This window comes from Paractinoplanes aksuensis (assembly GCF_024137025.1).
Lineage (GTDB): Bacteria > Actinomycetota > Actinomycetes > Mycobacteriales > Micromonosporaceae > Actinoplanes > Actinoplanes aksuensis.
Window position 1 is genome coordinate 182,304 of sequence record NZ_JAMYJR010000021.1, and the last position, 17,323, is coordinate 199,626.

Sequence of the window (17,323 nt, forward strand, 5' to 3'; positions counted from 1 at the left end):
TAGGACGCGGGCCGGGCCGCTGCGCCCGCCCCGCCGCCTGTGGACAACTACGGTCTCGGGACGGCCGGGCGCAGCACCGCCGGGGGTCGCGGCCGGCCGGCCAGAGCCACCTGGGGCAGCGCGCCGTGCGCCCGCAGGAAGCCGTCGACCGCCTGCGGCCAGCCGAACTGCTCGGCCCGGGCCCGGGCCGCGGCCCGGCGCTCGAGCTCGGGCCGTTCCATCAGGCCGCGGACGCCCTCGGCGAAGGCCTCGGCCGTGCCGGGCACCGCGACGCCGGCGTCGCCCACGACCTCGGGCAGGGCGCTGGTCTCGTTGACCACGACCGGGGTGCCGCAGGCCAGCGCCTCGAGGGCGGTCATGCCGAACGTCTCGACCGGGCCCGGCGCCAGCACCACGTCGGCGCTGGCGAGCAGGCCGGCCACCGCCGTGCGGTCGGCCATGTGGCCGGTGAAGCGGACGGGCAGACGCGCCGCACGGTAGGCCAGCGCGGCCCGCCGAACGCCGTCTCCGGCCACGGCGAGCACGGCGGGCACCTTGTCGTTGCGCAGCGCGGCGATCGTGTCCACGGCGAGCTCAGGGCGTTTCTGGCCGGAGAGCCGGCTGGCGAAGGCGATCAGCAGCTCGCCGGGGCGGGCGTAGCGCTCGCGGATGCTCTCGTCGCGCCGGGCCGGGTGGAACCCGTCGAGGTCGACGCCGAGCGGCACCTCGGTCAGGTTGGGCACGCCCAGGCGGCGGAACTCGGCCGCCGCGAACGAGGTGGTGCAGATGATCTGGTCGAAGAACTCGGCCGTACGCAGGTTGAACTTGTCGGCCAGGGCGTCGCGCTTGGGCACGCCCCAGACGCCCAGCAGCCCGGCCAGGCTCTCGTGCGAGACCATCATCGAGCCGACGCCGCGCTGCCGGGCCCAGCCGCCCGTCCAGCGCAGGCTGGTGCGGTCGGAGACCTCGAGGCGGTCGGGCTCGAGCTCGTCGAGCAGCTGGACGAGCTCGCGCCGACCGGTCATCACGCGGTAGCCCCCGGTGCGCGGCAGCGGGGCGCTGGGCAGCGTGATCACGCGGCCCTGGGAGGTCATTTTGTCGGAGCGCTCGCGCCCGGGAACGATCAGCACCGCTTCGTGCCCGGCGCGCTGATAGCCCTCGCCCAGGTTACGAAGCGCCGTCCGCAGGCCACCCGAATGAGTTGTCACGAAGTTGGCCAGGCGAACGATGCGCATGCAACAACTCCAAGATCATGTTTCGCAGGGTGCTCCCGTGCTCGGACCGCACCCCCGCCCGGCCCAGGGCTCAGAGATCGTAACGGGCACCTGGGCGCACGACCTCAACCGGTCCGGCAAATGCGGCCACGGCGGCATCCACAATAGATGCCTCCGAGACCCACGCGGGCACGAGATGGGTCAGCAGCAGCTTGCCGACGGCCGCCTTGGTGGCCGCCTCCCCCGCCTCACCGCCGGTGAGGTGCAGGCCAGGCGGGTTGTCGGCGCCGTCGAGGTAACTCGCCTCACACAAAAACAAATCCGCGCCCGCGGCGAGTCGCAGCAACGGCTCGCACGGCGCCGTGTCCGAGGAGTACGCGAGCACTCGCCCACCGTGTTCGATCCGGACCCCGTACGTCTCGATCGGATGGTTGACCCGGTCGACGGTGATCGTGAAGGGACCGATCGGGAACGTCCCCGGCTGCAGACCGTAGAACGTGTAGACATCGTCGACCGACTCGTTCTCCTGGCTGTACGCCGAGGAGATGCGCTCGGCCGCGCCGAGCGGGGCGTAGACCGGCACCGGCGGCAGCGGGCCGGACGGATCGTAGCGCCGGACCACGATGTAGGTGCAGGCGTCCAGCATGTGATCGCAATGCAGGTGGGTCAGGATGATCGCGTCGATCGCATTCATGTCGGAGTAGCGCTGCAACGCGGACAGCGAACCCGAGCCGAAGTCGACGAGCAGCCGGAATCCCTCGGCCTCGACGAGGTAGGCGGAACAAGCCGACTCGGGGCCGGGAAAACTGCCGGCACAGCCGAGAACGGTCAGTCGCATGCGGGTCCCTCTGGCTCACGCTGGGTCGAACAGGCCCCGCCCGACCGGTCCGTACTGAACTCTTCAGACCAGTCAATCACGGAGCGAAGCGTACGCCGGGACCTGCGCGCCATGTAAACGTCTGATCGATTTGTCGCTAAATCGACAACGTACATCACACCGCCCGTGGCCTCGACCATTAACGCAATTCCCGTTACGTCCGGTGAGTCGTTTGCGTTGCACAAAGTGAGACTTCGACAGGACGCAACAGACGGAGGCAGCGTGACCACGGTCCAGAAAGACCGCACCACGCATACCGAAGCGGCGGAGATCATGCCGTTCGGTGGGTGGGAGAGTACACCGGCGCGCGCGGGCCTGGACGACGAAGAGACGCTTTTCCGTTTTCCTGCCCCCGATGACCCCGCACCCGGCCCGACCCGCCTGCTCACGCTGGCCGTGGCGGCCGCGCTTCTGGGCTTCGGCCTGGTCGGCGTGGGAGCGCTCGCATTTGTCACGCTACTGGGCGGAGCGCCGTTCTGGTACGTGCCGACGCTCGCCCTATTCGGATTGCTGAGCATTGCTCTCACGGTCGGCGCGTTCCTGTCGATCCACCGCGCGTTCCTGCCATGGCTGCTGCTCGCTTGCGCAGCCGGGCCACTGACGGTCGACATTCTGATTGCGGTCCTTTACTGAGCCGCTTATGCCCAGAGCTGACCTTCCAACGCCTCTTCGGCGTCGTTGAGCGTGCCGCCGTAAGCACCGGTCGAGAGGTATTTCCAGCCGCCGTCGGCGATCACGAAGGCGACGTCGGCCCGGCGGCCCGCCTTGACCGCCTCGTGGGCCACGGCCAGCGCGGCGTGCAGGATGGCCCCGCTCGAGAAACCGGCGAAGATGCCCTCGACCTCGACCAGCTGACGGGTGCGGAGCACGGCGTCGCGGGTGCCGACCGAGAAGCGGCGGTCGAGCACGCTGGCGTCGTACAGCTCGGGCACGTAGCCCTCGTCGATGTTGCGCAGGCCGTACACGAGCTCGCCGTACCGCGGCTCGGCCGCGATGATCTGGATGCCGTCGACCTTGTCCTTGAGGAAGCGGCCGGTGCCCATCAGCGTGCCGGTCGTGCCCAGCCCGGCCACGAAGTGGGTGATCGTCGGCAGGTCCTGCAGCAGCTCGGGGCCGGTGGTCTCGAAGTGCGCGCGGGCGTTGGCCGGGTTGCCGTACTGGTACAGCATCTTCCAGTCCGGATGCTCGGCGGCGACCTGCTTGGCGGTGGCGACGGCCTGGTTGGAGCCGCCGGCCGCCGGCGAGAACAGGATCTCGGCCCCGTACATACGAAGCAGCTGGATCCGTTCGGCCGACACGTTCTCGGGCATCACGCAGACGAGGCGGTAGCCGCGGAGCTTGGCCACCATGGCCAGCGCGATACCGGTGTTGCCGCTGGTCGGCTCGAGGATGGTGTCGCCCGGGCGCAGGTGGCCCGATTCCTCGGCCTCGCGCACCATGTAGAGCGCGGCCCTGTCCTTGATGCTGCCGGTGGGGTTGCGATCCTCCAGCTTGGCCCAGAGCCGCACCGCCGGCGCCCCTTCGGGCACCGACGGCGAGAGGCGGGGCAGACCGACGAGCGGCGTGCCCCCCAAGGCGTCAAGCAGGCTCTCGTAGCGAGCCATAAGTACAGCCTTCAGTCTAGTTAGGGGCGGCGGCGGGGTGGTTGGACGGGTAGCGGGAGCCGAGGAGCGCGGCGGCCGCCGCGAAGCCCAGGGCGCCACCGGCCACGGCCGGCAGGATGGTGATCGAGTCACCGTCGCTGAGCTTGGCGTCGAGCGCGCCCAGGAAGCGGACGTCCTCGTCATTGACGTAGATGTTGACGAAGCGGTGCAGGCCGCCCTCGGGCGTGATCAGCCGGCCCTTGAGGCCGTTGTGCTTGGCGTCCAGATCGTCGATCAGCGCGGTCAGCGTGTCGCCGGCGCCCTCGACGATCTTGGCGCCGCCGGTGTAGCTGCGCAGGATGGTCGGAACGCGAACTTCGATAGCCATGGCTGTGAATGCTCCAAAAGGAAGGTCGAACTGAGGGCAGGGGACGTCTGCGGAGTCGCCTTCAGCGACACTCGTAAACGACCGACACCGGGCTCTGCCCGAACATGTACGACTGCACAGCGCTAGCCATCACGCGTCTACCGTCGCATCCACGATGTTGATCTCTTCCTCGGTCACCACGCCGTCCACTATGCGGAACGATCGAATCTCTTCCGAGTCGCTCTCGCGGGTGGAAACCAGCACGTAGTGAGCGCCGGGCTCGCCGGCGAACGAGATGTCGGTGCGCGAGGGGTAGGCCTCGGTGGCCGTGTGCGAGTGGTAGATGACCACGGGCTCTTCGTCGTTGTCGTCCATCTCGCGCCAGACGCGCAGCTGTTCCATGGAGTCGAACTCGTAGAACGTCATCGACCGGGCGGCGTTGTCCATCGGGATGAGCCGGGTCGGCAGGTCGCTGCCGATCGGACCGGCGACCACGCCACAGGCCTCGTCGGGGTGATCCCGGCGGGCGTGGGCGACGATCGCGTCGACGATCGCGCTGTCGATGGTCAGCACGTCGTTCACATTACCGTGAGAATTGGGCGAGCCCGGCGTGGCGACGCTCACTCGATCTCCGGCAGGGCGTTGAGCAGCGACTCCTGCAGATAGCCCAGGTACGCGTACACGCTGAGCTGGAAGACCCGGCTGGAACCGGGGTCGTGCAGCACGGCGTCGTCGAGCTCGGCCCCCAGGTCGGTGTCGGCCCCGATGTCGAGCCGGGTGCCCATCGCCAGCCGGGCGTCGTTGATCGCCCGCAGCCAGGCCTCGGCCGCCTCACCGTCGAGGCGCACCTCACCCTCGCCCTCGTCGGGCAGCGCGGCCAGGATCGCCCCGGCCTGGTCGATCTTGCCCGTCTTGAGCTCGCCCTCGGTGTAGAGGCGGAACTCCTCGGAGTCGTCCGGACGGTCCGGATAGATGTCGGGGAAGAGCCGGCTGACGACCGGATCGGTGTGATCCATGCCGTCGGTCAGCAGGCCGACCACCTCACCGGCGACCTTGCGCAGCACGCGCACCTCGTCGACCGCGAACGTGGCCACGCACGTGCTGCCGTTGCGTCGGAACATCTGCCCTCTCCCGCGGTGTTCAGTCCCGGTCCACCGTCGCCCAGAGACCGTATCCGTGCAGTTGGTTGGCGTCCATCTCCATGCGCTCGCGCGCGCCGGAGCTGACCACCGCCCTGCCTTTGTTGTGCACGTCGAGCATCAGCGCCTCCGCCTTCTCCTTGGAGAAGCCGAAGATCTTCTGAAACACCCAGGTCACGTACGACATCAGGTTGACCGGATCGTCCCAGACGATCGTCACCCACGGCCGATCGTCCGCGGGTGCCTCTTCGATTTCGGGGCTCTCGAGGGGAGCGACCTGTGGCAGCGCCATGCCCACCATGTTGCCACCGGTTTTGCCGCACCGGTGAACCGGAACACCGAACCGCAGGTCAGGACGCGGTTCGTAAGGGGCCGCCGGGCGCAATAGGGTGGGTTCCGTGAACACCTACGCCCCCGCGCTGATGACCGATCAGTACGAGCTGACGATGATCAGCGCCGCCCTGCAGGACGGCACGGCCGACCGGCAGTGCGTGTTCGAGGTCTTCGCCCGGCGCCTGCCCGGCGGCCGGCGCTACGGCGTGGTGGCCGGGCCGGGCCGGCTGGTCGAGCTGATCCGCGAGTTCCGGTTCGGCGCGGCCGAGATCGACTTCCTGCGCGGGGCCGGCATCGTCGACGAGACCACCGCCCGCTGGCTGGCCGGCTACCGCTTCACCGGCGACATCGACGGGTACGCCGAGGGCGAGCTCTTCTTCCCGGGCTCGCCGATCCTGACCGTGAGCGGCACCTTCGCCGAGTGTGTGCTGCTCGAGACGCTGATCCTCTCGGTGCTCAACCACGACTCGGCGATCGCCTCGGCCGCGGCCCGCATGGTCACCGCGGCGCGCGGACGGCCGATCATCGAGATGGGCTCCCGGCGTACGCACGAGGATTCGGCCATCGCCGCCGCCCGGGCCGCCTATCTGGCCGGGTTCGCCTCGACCTCCAACCTGGCCGCGGGCGCGCGCTACGGCATACCGACCACCGGCACCTCGGCCCACGCGTTCACGCTGCTGCACGACGACGAGCCGGCCGCGTTCGCGTCGCAGGTGGCCGCGCTCGGCAAGAACACCACCCTGCTGGTCGACACGTACGACATCGGCCAGGGCATCCGCAACGCGATCGCGGTCGCCGGCCCCGACCTGCGGGCCGTCCGGATCGACTCGGGCGACCTGTCGGTGCTGGCCCAGCACTCGCGCGAACTGCTCGACTCGCTCGGCGCGACCGAGACCAAGATCGTCGTTTCGGGTGACATGGACGAGTACGCGATCTCGTCGCTCGCGGCCGAGCCGGTCGACATGTACGGCGCCGGCACCGCGGTCGTCACCGGCTCGGGCGCGCCCACCGCCGGTCTCGTCTACAAGCTGGTCGAGGTCGAGGGACGCCCCGTCGTCAAGCGCTCCGAGAACAAGGCCACCGTCGGCGGGCGCAAGACGGCCGTACGCCGTCACAAGCCCACCGGCACGGCCACCGAAGAGATCATCGTGTCCCAGGGCGTGCCCGACCACGCCGCCAACGACCGGCTGCTCCAGCGCTCGTTCGTGGCCGCCGGCGAGGTCGTGGCGATGCCCACCCTGCAAGAGTCGCGCGAGCACCTGCGCCAGGGCCTGATCTCGATACCGTGGGAGGGTCTCAAGCTCTCGGCCGGCGACCCGGCCATCCCCGTGACCATCGTCCCGACCAGCTAGGGGTTGTCCCGTGACACGAGCGCTGATCATCGTCGACGTCCAGAACGACTTCTGTGAGGGCGGCTCGCTGGCCGTCACCGGGGGCGCCGCCGTCGCCGCGGGCATCTCACTGGTGCTGAGCAAGGCCGGCGACCGGTGGGACCACGTGGTCGCCACCAAGGACTGGCACATCGACCCGGGCGCCCACTTCAGCGACCACCCGGACTACCTCGACAGCTGGCCCCCGCACTGCGTGGTCGGCTCGGACGGTGCCGCCTTCCACCCCGAACTCGACACCGACCGCGTCGAGGCGATCTTCCGCAAGGGTGAGTACCAGGCCGCCTACTCCGGTTTCGAGGGCAAGACCGAGGCCGGCGAGAGCCTGGCCGCGTGGCTGCGCGAGCGCGATGTGACGGAAGTCGAAGTGGTGGGCATCGCCACCGACCATTGCGTACGGGCCACCGCGCTCGACGCGAAGGCCGAGGGCTTCGCCACGACCGTGTTGCTGGAGCTCACGGCCGGTGTCGCGGCCGGCACGACGGCCGCCGCGCTGGAGCAGCTGCAGGCCGCGTCGGTCGAGACCACGGGCGAGCCGGTCGTCTCGTCCTAGGGCGTATCTGGCGGATCACGCGGGGCTGCGGCGTGGCCCAGCCCGCGCCTGACGCCTCGCTCCCACGTGATCCGCCAGATACGCCCTAGTTTCTGCGTGATCAAGTAGTTGGTTTTTTGTCGTACCGCCGGGGCAGGATGAGCCCCGGAGGTCAGGAACCACATGCTTCTCAAGCCTTACCGCGACACCCTCGCCCTGCCCGGCATCAGATCGCTGCTGGCCGTGGCGACGCTGGCGCGCATTCCGATCGCGGCCGGCGCCGTCGTGCTCACCCTGCACGTGGTCACCGACCTCGGCCGGGGCTACGGCGCGGCCGGTCTGATCGGCGCGGCGTTCACCATCGGCGGCTCGGTCGGCGCGCCCGTGATGGGCCGCCTGATCGACCGGCGGGGCCTCCGGCCGGTCCTGGTCCTCACCACCGTGGCCGAGGTGATCTTCTGGTCGGCCGCGCAGGCCGTGCCGTACTGGGCGCTGCTGGTCATGGCCCTGCTCGGCGGGTTCCTGGCCCTGCCCGCGTTCTCGGTGGCCCGTCAGTCGATCAGTGCGATCACGCCCGAGGCCCAGCGCCTGCCCGCGTTCGCACTCGACTCGATCTCGACCGAGCTGTCGTTCATGGCCGGCCCCGCCCTGGGCGTGCTGGTCGCCACCACGGCCGGCGGGCGCTGGGCGATGCTGATGCTGGCGGCCGGCATCCTGCTCTCCGGACTCGGTCTGTGGCTGCTCAACCCGCCGGTGCGGGCCGCGCACGAGGCCCCCATCTCGGCCGGCGAGCGGGTGCCGCGGCGCGATTGGCTCACCCCGCGATTCGTCGCCCTGCTGGCCGTCACGATGGCCGCCACCCTGGTCCTGTCCGGCACCGACGTCGCCCTGGTGGCCGTCCTGCGCGGCAACGACGAGCTGGGCTGGGCCGGCCCGGTGATGACCATGTGGGCGTTCTACTCGCTGCTGGGCGGCTTCGCGTACGGCACGATCCGCCGCCCGCTGCCGCCGGTGGTCCTGCTCGTCCCGCTGGCTGTGGCCACGATGCTGGTCGGCCTGGGCCACGCCCACTGGTGGCTGATCGCCCTGCTGCTGATCCCGGCCGGCGCCCTGTGCGCCCCGCTCATCACGGCCACAGCCGACGCGATCAGCCGCATGATCCCGGCCGGCGCCCGCGGCGAGGCCATGGGCCTGCACAACTCGTCGCTGACGGTCGGCGTCGCCCTGGGCGGCCCGATCGCCGGCTTCGCCGCCGACCACTACTCCCCGCCCTGGGGATTCGTCGCCGTGGGCGGCGCGGGCGTCCTGATCGCGCTGATCGTCCTCCCGACCGAGCTGCGCCGCCGCCGCTCAGCGGCCACCCCGCCCCACAGCGACAAACCGCTCCTCGACGCTCCGGGGGGCACCACCCGCGACGGCGAACCGGCCCTCGACCGGCCGAGCGGCATCGTCCGCCAGCGCAACGGCGAACCAGCCCTCGAGCGGCCGAGCAGCGTCATCAACGGCGAACCCATCGCCGAGGAACCGACCGTCGGCGAGCCGGCTCTCCCCGGCGCAGCCATTGCGGCCTACGCCACCGCCGACCTGACCCACGCCGAGGCCGTCGCCGCCGACCGCTCAGCAGCCGACGCGCATTCCTCCCCCACCGATCCGACCCCGCACGACGACCCCCTACGCACCAGCCGCCGCCCCTGACCGCCGCCGACCGGACGAACCGTTGCGCCGGAGCGCCGCGCTCAGGCCGGACGAATCGATGCGCCGGAGCACGGCCGTTCCCGCTTGACCAGCCACTCCCGCGTAGGCCAGCCGGTACCGCTTGGGGGGCCAGACGGGCCGTTCCGCCAGAGCTACCCGGTCACTGACGCTGAGAGGCGGACCGTCGGTTCTGGCCAGGGGCCCCTAGCTTGGTCCGGACCGCCACTGCAGTCTGCGGGCCACTCCCCCGGCCGCGCCGGTCGTGCCGGTCGTGCCGGGTGCGCCGGTCGTGCCGGGTGCGCCGGGCAGCGCGGGCAGCGCGGGCAGCGCGGGCAGCGCGGGCAGCGCGGGCAGCGCGGGCAGCGCTGGGAGCGCTGGGAGCGCTAGGTCATTCTCTGCCGGAGGAACGGGCTGGCCGCTGCCGTTTGAGCCACGACCCGCTGCCGCAGGGGCAACTCGACCGCTCCGGCATGGCGGCCCGGCCGCTACGACTGGAAGGCGAGAGCAGCCGTTTCTGCTGGGTGGCAGGCCTGGGGTGGTTCTGAGACGGGGTGGGCCAGATCACCGTTGGCAGGCGGGGCGGCGACTTGTACGTTCGTACTTGTACAGCCGTACAAGAACGAGAGAAGGTCGTCGTGCCCTACGTGTTTCTGCTGATCGCCATCACGGCGGAGGTTGCGGCGACCAGTCTGCTCAAGTCGACCGAGGGCTTCTCGCGGCTCTGGCCGACGGTCGCCTGCCTGACCGGCTACGTGATCTCGTTCGCGGCGCTCGCTGTCTGCGTGAAAGACCTGCCGGTGGGTGTGGTCTATGCGCTCTGGTCCGCGCTCGGCACCGCCGCGATCGTCGCCATCGGCGCGGTCTTTCTCGGCGAGCCGCTCAACACCGCTAAGGTCGTCGGCGTCAGCCTCATCATCGCCGGAGTAGTGACCGTGAACCTGGGCGGTGCCCATTGAGCAACCCCTCAACGCCGGACCCGGCCACAGTCACCAAGAGTGGCCGCAGGCGTAGTGACCGTGGGTCGACCGGTGGCCCTGGCACACCAGGCTTTGAGACTTCGGCCCAGCCCGCCGAGGCCCCCACGGCGGAACAGCGGCAGACCAAGGTTCCCGCCGTGCTGCGTCAGTCCGCCGAGGCTCCCCCGGTGGGACAGCAGCCCGCTACGGTTCCCCCGGTGGAACAGCAGCCCGCTACGGTTCCCCCAGTTGAACAGCAACCCGCTACGGCTCCCGCCGCGGGGCGGCAGCCGGCCAGGACTCCCGCGGTGGAGCGGCGGCGTGCCACAGCTCCCGCGGGGCAGCGGCAAACGGCCGGGGCTCCCGCGGTGGAGCGGCGCCGACCTCAGCGAGCCCGTGATCCCGAGGCGCGGCGTCGGGCCCTGGCTGCGGCGGCCCTCGAGGTCATCTCGGAAGTAGGGATCAGCCGCACCACCCACCGGGCCGTGGCGGCGCGCGCCGGCCTGCCGCTTGGTGCGACGACCTACTACTTCCCCACGCTCGACGACCTGATCGCGGCGGGGCTGCGGCTGTCGGCGGCCGATCTTCAGTCTGACTTCGAGGTGTGGGCCGAACGCCTCCGCGAGGCCGCTGACATCCCCGCTGCCGTGGCCGAGCTGATCGTCGAGTACCTAACCGACCGTCAGCGCGCTCAGATGGAGTGTGAGCTCTACGTAACTGCCGGCCGTGACCCCGCCCTGCGGCCGCTGGCGATGGCCTGGCTGACCGGCATGCGCGACCTGCTCGAACCCCACGTCGGCACCGCCGCCGCCCACGACGTGGTCACCTTCTTCGACGGCGTGACCCTGCGGGCCCTGATCACCGGCCAAGAGGTCGACCCGCAGACCCTGACCAGCACAATCCGCCGCCTCACAGCGCCGTAGCTCAAGCACGCGCGACCCGACGACGCAGAAGGATGAAACCGCGGCTCGGATACGAGCGACCCCGACAAGGACGAGCCTCGTCACGAGCGACTCGGCGATATCCAGGTAGCGGACAGCTTGGGCCGGGCCGGCGACCCGGGCCGGTCGGACGCGAAAGACTCTGAACCACGTGCAGCCCGCAGCCACGTCGCCGGCCAGGCGGGCGCGGTGAGGTCCTGCTCATCGCGATGGGCTCGCGGCCCGAGGACGAGGGGCCGGACCGACACGCAGCCACGCCGACCGGCCAGGTGGGACGGGGCGAAGGCGTGCTGCGCCGAATTACGGCAGCGTGGTCAGTTCTGGGCTGGTGGCGAGCGAGGAAACAGCAACGGCCCGCTCTTGGGAGAGCGGGCCGTTGCTGGTGTCGTCAGTCGCGGTTGGTGGCGGTGTCCTCGGGATATGTGGCGCCGCCGTCTGACTCCTTGGTCAGGGGGCGGGCGCCGCCCTCGGGTGGGCCGGCGATCGACTGTTCGCCGGCGGCCAGTTCGGGGAACTTCGCGTCGAACGCGGGGCGCTCGGAGCGGATGCGGGGCATCCGGTCGAAGTTGCGCAGCGGCGGCGGGGAGGACGTGGCCCACTCGAGCGAGTTGCCGTGGCCCCACGGGTCGTCGACGGTGACGAGCTGGCCGACCTTGTACGACTTCCACACGTTGTAGATGAACGGCAGCGTCGACAGGCCGAGCACGAAACTGCCGATCGTCGAGAACGTGTTGAGGAAAGTGAAGCCGTCGGACTCGAGGTAGTCGACGTAGCGCCGCGGCATGCCCTTCGTGCCCAGCCAGTGCTGCACCAGGAACGTGGCGTGGAAGCCGAGGAACGTCAGCCAGAAGTGAATCTTGCCCAGGCGTTCGTCGAGCATGCGGCCGAACATCTTCGGGAACCAGAAGTAGATGCCGGCGAACACCGCGAACACGATCGTGCCGAACAGCACGTAGTGGAAGTGGGCGATCACGAAGTACGAGTCGGACACGTGGAAGTCGATCGGCGGGGAGGCCAGCAGCACGCCGGACAGACCACCGAAGAGGAACGTCACGAGGAAGCCAATCGCGAACAGCATCGGTGTCTCGAAGCTGATCTGGCCGCGCCACATCGTGCCGATCCACACGAAGAACTTCATGCCCGTCGGCACCGCGATCAGGAACGACAGGAAGCTGAAGAACGGCAGCAGCACCTGGCCGGTGACGAACATGTGGTGGGCCCACACCGACATCGACAGGGCGGCGATCAGCAGCGTCGCGGCGACCAGGCCCTTGTAGCCGAAGACCGGCTTGCGGCTGAAGACCGGGATGACCTCGGTGATGATGCCGAAGAACGGCAGCGCCACGATGTACACCTCGGGGTGGCCGAAGAACCAGAAGAGGTGCTGCCACAGCATCGGGCCGCCCGTGTCCACGTCGAAGACGTGGGCGCCGAGCACGCGGTCGGCGGCCAGGGCGAACAGCGCGGCGGCCAGGAACGGGAAGACCATGATCACCAGAAGGCTGGTGACGAGGATGTTCCACGTCATGATCGGCATGCGGAACATGGTCATGCCGGGCGCGCGCAGGGTGAGCACCGTGGTGATCAGGTTGACGCCACCGAGGATCGTGCCCAGACCCGAGAGGGCCAGACCGACGACCCACATGTTGCCGCCGACGCCGGGCGAGTGCAGCCCGTCGCTCAGCGGGGTGTAGGCGAACCAGCCGAAGTCAGCCGCGCCGCCCGGGGTGAAGAACCCGCTGATGGTGATCGTGCCGCCGAACAGGTAGAGCCAGTAGGCGAACGCGTTCAGCCGCGGGAACGCGACGTCGGGCGCGCCGATCTGGATCGGCACCACGAAGTTCGCGAACGCGAACACGATCGGCGTCGCGAAGAACAGCAGCATGATCGTGCCGTGCATGGTGAACAGCTGGTTGTACTGCTCGGGCGAGAGCAACTGCATGCCCGGCCGCGCCAGCTCGGTGCGCATCAGCAGCGCCATGAGGCCGCCGAGCATGTAGAACACGAAGGCCGTGATCATGTACATGATCCCGATCTGCTTCGCGTCCGTCGTGCGCAGGATCCGGGCAAGTGCCGAACCCTTGACCTGCCGCCGGACCGGGTATGGCCGGGTCACGATCGGCTTAGGCGCAACGGTCGTCACGAATAGCCTCCGTTGTCTCGTTCGTCCCTCTCAGTACGCCAGAGATCGCAGGCGTACCTCGCAGGCAGAATAGTCCCCCACCGACCTACCGCGGGCGCGGGGTGACCAAAGAGGTCAGCAGGGGTTTGTGCCACCGCTCAGGCGGGATGCACCAGCGCGCCGTACTGGTCGGAGAAGATCCGCAGGCCACGCCTGCGCAGCATGGGGTCGCGCAGCGCGGGCGGGACGTCGCGGGTGCGGTCGCGTTCGCGGGTGCGGTCGCGGACCTCGGCGCAGCGTGGCCGACGTCTCTCTTCGTACGCCCGGAGCACGGCCGGGATGTCGGCCGGGAGTTTCCGCAGCTCGTCGCCCAGCACGACGGCATCCTCGAACGACATGGCGGCGCCCTGGGCCAGCGTGGGCGCGGTGGCGTGGGCGGCATCACCCAGCAGCACCACGGGACCGTTCGACCAGCGGTCGAGCACGACCTCGTCGGTGCGCGCGACCTGCACCTTTTCGAGCGCGCTGAGGATCGCCGGCACCGGGCCGCCGAACCCGCCGAACAGCTCGCGCACGCGGGCCACCGGGTCGTCGGGGTTGGGCGCGTCGGGGGCCGTCTCGTCGGCGTGGAAGTAGAGCTTGCGGCCGCCCATCGGCATGGCCACGAACGACGAGCGCCGGCCGAGCAGGGCCGTCCAGTCGCTGAGCGGCGGCCCGCCGGTGATGACCGAGCGGTAGACGATCTGGCCGGTGGGCACGGCCGCCCCACCCAGGCCGGCCTGGGCCCGGACCGTGGAGCGGCGCCCGTCGGCCCCGACGACCAGGTCGTATTCCGCGACACTGCCGTCGCCGAACTCGACCTTGGCCGTCTTGTCGAAGATCTCGAGCCCGCGGACCGCGGTGTCGTAGCGCACCTCGCCGCCGACGCCGGTGAGCAGCACCTGCTGCAGGTCGGCCCGGGACAGCGCGCGGGACTCGCCGACGCCGGCCCAGAGCCCGGCCACATCCATCTCGAACAGCTCGCGGCCGCGGTCATCGAGGAAGACCTGGCGGAAGATGAGGTCGCCCAGCGGACGCAGCGGGGCGTCGAGCCCGAGCTGGCGCAGGGCCCGCAGAGCGTTGCCGGGCAGGTAGATGCCGGCGGCCGGGAGCATGGTGGCCGGCAGTTCCTCGACCACGTCGGGCCGGAATCCGGCGAGCCGCAGGGCACGCGCGGCGGCCAGCCCCGCGATTCCGGCGCCCACCACCAGGATGCGCAACGTCATCGCAGCCTTGCCTCCCACCCGTCGGACACGCGCCGGAGCCAAGACACTACCCCGAGCCACGGTCGGGGGAAACCCGCGATCATCGAGAGTTCCGAATTGTTCCCTTGGCTACCATGCCCCCACTCTCGCACACACGTATGACGAATTACGCCCGTGTATTTCTCGCTCCGCGCGGGAAGACAATGTGGGCATGACGGACCGTCTCGCGGAGTACCGGCGCAAGCGGGATGCCGCGCGCACGCCGGAGCCCATCCCGGACAGCGCGGAACCGGCCGCGGCCACCGAGGACAGGTTCGTCATCCAGCAGCACCACGCCCGCAGCCTGCACTGGGACGTCCGCCTCGAGCGCAGTGGCGTCCTCGTCTCGTTCGCCGTCCCGCGTGGACTGCCCCGCGACCAGGGCCGCAACAACCTGGCCAAACACACCGAGGACCACCCGCTGGAATACCTCGACTTCTCGGGCGAGATCCCGGCCGGCGAGTACGGCGGCGGTCGCATGACCATCTTCGACCGCGGCACCTACGAGACCGGCAAGTGGCGCGACGACGAGATCGGCGTGACGTTCCACGGTGACCGCACGAACGGGCGCTACGTGTTCTTCCAGACCGGCGGCAACGACTGGATGGTCCGCCGGATGGACCCGCCCGAGCCGGGCTGGGAGTCGATGCCCGAGACGGTGGCGCCCATGCTGCCGGTCGCGGCCAGGAGCCTGCCCGCCGAGCACGAGGACGCCGAGTGGGGCTACGAATTGGCCTGGGGCGGCCGGCGCGTCGTCGCCTATGTCTCGGGTGGCCGCGTACGCCTGCTGGACGCCGACGGCGAGGACGTGACCAGCTGGTATCCCGAGGTACGACCGTTGGGCCCGGCCCTCGCCCCGACCGAGGCGGTGCTCGACGGCGAGATCGTCACCCTGCCTGACCCGGCCCAGCTGGAACGCCGTAAAGCCCCGAAGGACGCGGCCGCGGCCAAGCGGGCGGCCGAGCGGACGCCGGTGTACTACCTGGCCTACGACCTGCTCTGGCTCGAAGGACACAGCACGGTCGAGGCGCTGCGCTACGCCGAGCGCCGCGAGCTGCTGGAAGGCCTGTCGATCAACGGGGACCACTGGCAGACCCCGCCCTACTTCCCGGGCGGGAGCCAGTTCGCGCTGGAGGCGGCCACCGCGCAGGGCCTGGGCGGGGTCGTCGCCAAACGGCTCGACTCCCCCTACCTGCCCGGCCGCCGCAGCCGGCTGTGGCTGGCCGTCAGCTCCTGACGCGCCGGCCGATCAGCACCGCGACCGCACCGGCCAGCACCAGGCCGAGGCCCAGCAGGCCACCGGTCGGCCCGGTGATCGGAAGACCGCCGCCTCCACCCTGACCGCCATCACCGCCGCCGTCGCCCGGGGCGGCGGGCGGCGCGGGCGGAACAGCGCCATTGATCACGATGTAGGCCGAGTTGTTGGCCTTGTTCAGCTCCTCGGCCGGCGCGTCCACCTTGACCGAGCCGACGGCGCCGGTGATGACCTGGTCGATCCGCAGGCGGAAGGTGAGCGGGTCGACGAACCCGACCTTGAAGAAGTAGTCCAGGTAGCAGCTGTACCGCAGCTCGCCGGGCTTGCCACCGTGTCCGTAGTCGACCACCCCGCGGTCGGTCATCGGGAAGCAGATGTCGGGCACGGTCACCGCGGTCGTGCCCTTGGGGATGAAGACACGGGCGTTCGGCCACGGCGCGTTGACCCGGCTGCGGTCGATGGTGGCCGGTCCGGCGTTACGGATGCCGACCTTGACCGGGACGACCGCGCCCTTCCTCCCGGCGGCCCGGGTGCCGACTGCGGCCAGGTCGGTGGACTGCCGGCCGGTGACGGTCGCGACCAGACCGTCGGACACGTATTCCTCGAGCGCCTGCGGCGGGTCGGCCTGGGCCGTGACGACCGGGGTGAGGCGCAGCACACCGCCGCGGCCGGGCGTGCCGAGCGGTTCGAAACCGCCCTTGCGCACGTAGTCCTGCTGGTCGGCGAACTCGTCCTTGGTCATCCAGATCCAGTCGCCGTACTGCAAACTCGGGGCGTACGTGTCCTTGCGCATTCGCAGCGGCAGAGTGACCCGGTAGGTGGCGCCCGGCGCGAGCGTCTGGTCGAACTTGCAGCCCCGCATCTGGCCGTCCAGATAGAAGCAGTTGCTGAACTGGGTGCGGCTCTCGTACGAGTACTGCGAGTACGCGCCGATCGCCGTCCCTCGGATGGGCACCGAGCCCGTGTTGCTGATCGTCAGCGGCACGTCCAGCGAACCGCCCGGCGCCACCGACGTGTCCTGGGCGGTGTCGACCGCGGTGAGCCCGATCCGCTCGCCGATCCGGAGCTTGGCGGTGCGGGTGACCGGCGCATGCCCCTTGACCGTCATCGTGGCCGTGATCGTGCCGACCCGGCCCACGACGGCGTCGTCCCCGGCGACGACCCAGCCGTTGAGGTTGCCCTCGGCCCCGGACGGGGTGAGCGCGTCGACGTAGGGCCCGCAGGTCAGCTCGAGCAGGTCGGGCTGCCGCACACTGCAGTTGTCCACGTGCCCGGCCTCTTGGAAGTGGAAGCCGGGACCCTGGTCGACGAATCGGTACACGATGCTGACGTCACCGCTGCGCACCGGCAGCCGCCGGTCGGCGAAGAGCAGCGTACGCAGCAGCGCTCCACTGCCCGGGGCGAGCGTGTAGTTCTTGACGTAGAAGTCGACCTTGGCCTTGGCAAGAGGAGCGGGCGCGGCTTGGACCGGCGCGGCGACGAAAAGCAGAGACAGAGCCGTCAGAGCGACGAACAGACGGCGTACGACGGGTGGACGCACCGGGGCTCCTCCGAACGACCCGAACATGAGGACCCGCGCAGCCTAGGTCGAAGACTTGACCCCCGTACGCCGGTTACCCAATCGTTATGAGGTGAGCGGCGGACCCGCGGTCCGTCCGA

15 protein-coding genes and 2 pseudogenes are annotated in these 17,323 nt (G+C 70.2%); 7 read left to right on the forward strand and 10 right to left on the reverse strand.

What is annotated here, in order from left to right; all coding sequences use genetic code 11:
* Positions 1–47 precede the first annotated feature (47 nt).
* Together M1L60_RS19985 and M1L60_RS19990 are read right to left on the reverse strand one after the other, a co-directional pair.
* A complete protein-coding gene (locus M1L60_RS19985) occupies positions 48–1,214 on the reverse strand; it encodes a glycosyltransferase (RefSeq protein ID WP_253238966.1) in 1,167 nt (388 codons plus the stop codon).
* A 70-nt stretch (positions 1,215–1,284) separates the two neighbouring features.
* Complete coding sequence (locus M1L60_RS19990) at positions 1,285–2,031, reverse strand: MBL fold metallo-hydrolase (protein ID WP_253238967.1); 747 nt, start codon at positions 2,029–2,031, stop codon at positions 1,285–1,287.
* Between the two features lie 261 nt (positions 2,032–2,292).
* On the opposite strand from M1L60_RS19990, the gene M1L60_RS19995 reads away from it, so the two are divergent.
* Entirely contained in the window at positions 2,293–2,703 is a 411-nt protein-coding gene (locus M1L60_RS19995; protein WP_253238968.1) for a hypothetical protein, read from the forward strand.
* 5 nt (positions 2,704–2,708) lie between these two features.
* Here M1L60_RS19995 and M1L60_RS20000 read toward each other — a convergent pair whose 3' ends face one another.
* From M1L60_RS20000 to clpS, 5 genes and pseudogenes are all read right to left on the reverse strand, one after another.
* Entirely contained in the window at positions 2,709–3,674 is a 966-nt protein-coding gene (locus M1L60_RS20000) for a PLP-dependent cysteine synthase family protein (RefSeq protein WP_253238969.1), read from the reverse strand.
* Between the two features lie 16 nt (positions 3,675–3,690).
* Positions 3,691–4,041, reverse strand: coding sequence for a MoaD/ThiS family protein (locus tag M1L60_RS20005; RefSeq protein ID WP_253238970.1), 351 nt, complete (start codon positions 4,039–4,041; stop codon positions 3,691–3,693).
* Between the two features lie 61 nt (positions 4,042–4,102).
* Positions 4,103–4,593: pseudogene (locus M1L60_RS20010) on the reverse strand (M67 family metallopeptidase).
* Positions 4,594–4,640: 47 nt separating this feature from the next.
* On the reverse strand, positions 4,641–5,141 hold the full coding sequence (locus tag M1L60_RS20015; protein WP_253238971.1) for a DUF2017 domain-containing protein: 501 nt from the start codon (positions 5,139–5,141) through the stop codon (positions 4,641–4,643).
* Positions 5,142–5,160: 19 nt separating this feature from the next.
* Entirely contained in the window at positions 5,161–5,451 is a 291-nt protein-coding gene (clpS, locus tag M1L60_RS20020; RefSeq protein ID WP_202997368.1) for an ATP-dependent Clp protease adapter ClpS, read from the reverse strand.
* Between the two features lie 106 nt (positions 5,452–5,557).
* Here clpS and M1L60_RS20025 point away from each other — a divergent pair, with 106 nt between their 5' ends.
* From M1L60_RS20025 to M1L60_RS20045, 5 genes and pseudogenes are all read left to right on the forward strand, one after another.
* Complete coding sequence (locus M1L60_RS20025) at positions 5,558–6,844, forward strand: nicotinate phosphoribosyltransferase (RefSeq protein WP_253238972.1); 1,287 nt, start codon at positions 5,558–5,560, stop codon at positions 6,842–6,844.
* Between the two features lie 10 nt (positions 6,845–6,854).
* Entirely contained in the window at positions 6,855–7,433 is a 579-nt protein-coding gene (locus tag M1L60_RS20030; protein ID WP_253238973.1) for an isochorismatase family protein, read from the forward strand.
* Positions 7,434–7,595: 162 nt separating this feature from the next.
* A pseudogene (locus M1L60_RS20035) lies at positions 7,596–8,807 on the forward strand (MFS transporter); the annotation flags it as partial.
* A gap of 944 nt (positions 8,808–9,751) precedes the next feature.
* On the forward strand, positions 9,752–10,063 hold the full coding sequence (locus tag M1L60_RS20040; RefSeq protein ID WP_308208510.1) for a DMT family transporter: 312 nt from the start codon (positions 9,752–9,754) through the stop codon (positions 10,061–10,063).
* Positions 10,064–10,431: 368 nt separating this feature from the next.
* The gene (locus M1L60_RS20045) at positions 10,432–10,986 is read left to right on the forward strand and encodes a TetR/AcrR family transcriptional regulator (RefSeq protein ID WP_253238974.1); all 555 of its coding nucleotides are present in this window, start codon (positions 10,432–10,434) and stop codon (positions 10,984–10,986) included.
* A 406-nt stretch (positions 10,987–11,392) separates the two neighbouring features.
* On the opposite strand, the gene ctaD is transcribed toward M1L60_RS20045, so the two are convergent.
* Both ctaD and M1L60_RS20055 read right to left on the reverse strand, forming a co-directional pair.
* Positions 11,393–13,147 (reverse strand): aa3-type cytochrome oxidase subunit I, encoded by a 1,755-nt coding sequence (ctaD, locus tag M1L60_RS20050; protein WP_253238975.1) that lies wholly within the window; start codon positions 13,145–13,147, stop codon positions 11,393–11,395.
* Positions 13,148–13,284: 137 nt separating this feature from the next.
* Positions 13,285–14,391: an FAD-dependent monooxygenase gene (locus M1L60_RS20055; RefSeq protein ID WP_253238976.1), complete on the reverse strand. Its 1,107-nt coding sequence runs from the start codon at positions 14,389–14,391 to the stop codon at positions 13,285–13,287.
* 190 nt (positions 14,392–14,581) lie between these two features.
* Between M1L60_RS20055 and M1L60_RS20060 the strand changes: the two genes are divergently transcribed.
* On the forward strand, positions 14,582–15,646 hold the full coding sequence (locus M1L60_RS20060) for a DNA polymerase ligase N-terminal domain-containing protein (protein WP_253238977.1): 1,065 nt from the start codon (positions 14,582–14,584) through the stop codon (positions 15,644–15,646).
* Here M1L60_RS20060 and M1L60_RS20065 read toward each other — a convergent pair.
* Entirely contained in the window at positions 15,636–17,204 is a 1,569-nt protein-coding gene (locus tag M1L60_RS20065) for a COG1361 family protein (protein ID WP_253238978.1), read from the reverse strand. The genes M1L60_RS20060 and M1L60_RS20065 overlap by 11 nt on opposite strands.
* Positions 17,205–17,323: the final 119 nt, after the last annotated feature.